The sequence below is a fragment of the Pseudomonas sp. NPDC086278 genome, from assembly GCF_050280905.1.
Taxonomy (GTDB): domain Bacteria; phylum Pseudomonadota; class Gammaproteobacteria; order Pseudomonadales; family Pseudomonadaceae; genus Aquipseudomonas.
The window spans coordinates 1-1,647 of sequence record NZ_JBNNWE010000212.1 but is presented as its reverse complement, the minus strand read 5'-3'; the positions used below and the strand labels follow the sequence as shown (position 1 = coordinate 1,647).

The following is a 1,647-nucleotide window of genomic DNA, read 5'->3' as shown; positions in this document are numbered from 1 at the left end:
GGCCTTCGCTTCAGGTCGAGGGCGTCAAAATCGTCCTCGAGCCGCAAGCGATGACTGGCAATCTTTTCTTGCAGGGCGGTGATGGCGGCCGGGTGTGGTTTCGGAGTTGGTTTGCGGAATTTCTTCGCGCAGACGGCCAATCTCGTGTTCCAGGTCGATAGCGTGCAGCAGTTCACGGACAGCTTCGGCACCCATGCGGGCATCGAAATCGTCGCCGAACTCTTCCAGCGCTTCGAAGTACTGCTCATCGTTCAGCAGCTGACCTTTCTCAAGGGTGGTCATGCCTGGATCGATAACGACATAGCTCTCGAAGTAGAGAACGCGTTCGATATCACGCAGGGTCATGTCCATCAGCAAGCCGATACGCGACGGCAGCGATTTCAGGAACCAGATGTGGGCAACCGGCGAAGCCAGTTCGATGTGCGCCATGCGCTCACGACGAACTTTAGCCAGCGCGACTTCAACGCCGCACTTCTCGCAGATCACGCCACGATGTTTCAAGCGCTTGTACTTACCGCACAGGCACTCGTAATCCTTTACCGGGCCAAAGATCTTGGCGCAGAACAGGCCGTCACGCTCAGGTTTGAACGTACGGTAGTTGATGGTTTCCGGCTTTTTAACTTCGCCGAACGACCACGAACGGATCATCTCAGGCGATGCCAATCCAATACGGATGGCGTCGAACTCTTCGACTTGACCCTGGTTTTTCAGCAAATTCAGTAGGTCTTTCAAGGCCTTTCCTCCTGGCGGAGCAGAGAGCGGGCAATCCTGCCCCGCTCTCGATTCGCGTCACGTGTTATTCGGTTTCCAGATCGATATCGATGCCGAGGGAACGAATTTCCTTGATCAACACGTTGAAGGACTCGGGCATGCCCGGCTCCATACGGTGATCGCCATCCACGATGTTTTTGTACATCTTGGTACGGCCGTTCACATCGTCCGACTTCACTGTGAGCATTTCTTGCAGAGTGTAAGCGGCACCGTATGCTTCCAGTGCCCAGACCTCCATCTCCCCGAAACGCTGACCACCGAACTGTGCCTTACCACCCAGCGGCTGCTGGGTAACCAGGCTGTACGAACCGGTAGAACGAGCGTGCATCTTGTCGTCTACCAAGTGGTTCAGCTTCAGCATGTACATGTAGCCAACAGTAACCGGGCGCTCGAACTTGTTGCCCGTACGGCCGTCGGTCAGCTGCATCTGGCCGCTTTCTGGCAGGTCTGCCAGTTTCAGCATGGCCTTGATTTCGCTTTCCTTGGCGCCGTCGAACACTGGAGTGGCCATTGGAACGCCGCCACGCAGGTTCTTCGCCAGATCCAGGATTTCCTGGTCGGAGAAGCTATCCAGATCTTCGTTACGACCGCCGATCTGGTTGTAGATCTCGTCCAGGAAGGTACGAAGCTCAGCAACTTTACGCTGCTCTTCGATCATCCGGTTGATCTTCTCGCCCAGGCCTTTGGCCGCGAGGCCAAGGTGGGTTTCAAGGATCTGACCAACGTTCATACGCGACGGTACGCCCAACGGGTTGAGGACAACGTCGACCGGGGTGCCATTGGCATCGTGCGGCATGTCTTCAACCGGCATGATCACGGAGTCGCGCCTTTGCCTTCGGCCGGATTGGCCTTGACCAGTTGATAGGGCAGGTTGCC

Annotated in this window: 2 pseudogenes; both read right to left on the bottom strand. The window is 56.3% G+C overall.

From position 1 onward, the window contains the following. Nucleotides 1–96 precede the first annotated feature (96 nt). A pseudogene (locus tag ACQKP4_RS29020) lies at nt 97–732 on the bottom strand (DNA-directed RNA polymerase subunit beta'); the annotation flags it as partial. A 64-nt stretch (nt 733–796) separates the two neighbouring features. Next, a pseudogene (gene rpoB, locus ACQKP4_RS29015) lies at nt 797–1,647 on the bottom strand (DNA-directed RNA polymerase subunit beta); the annotation flags it as partial.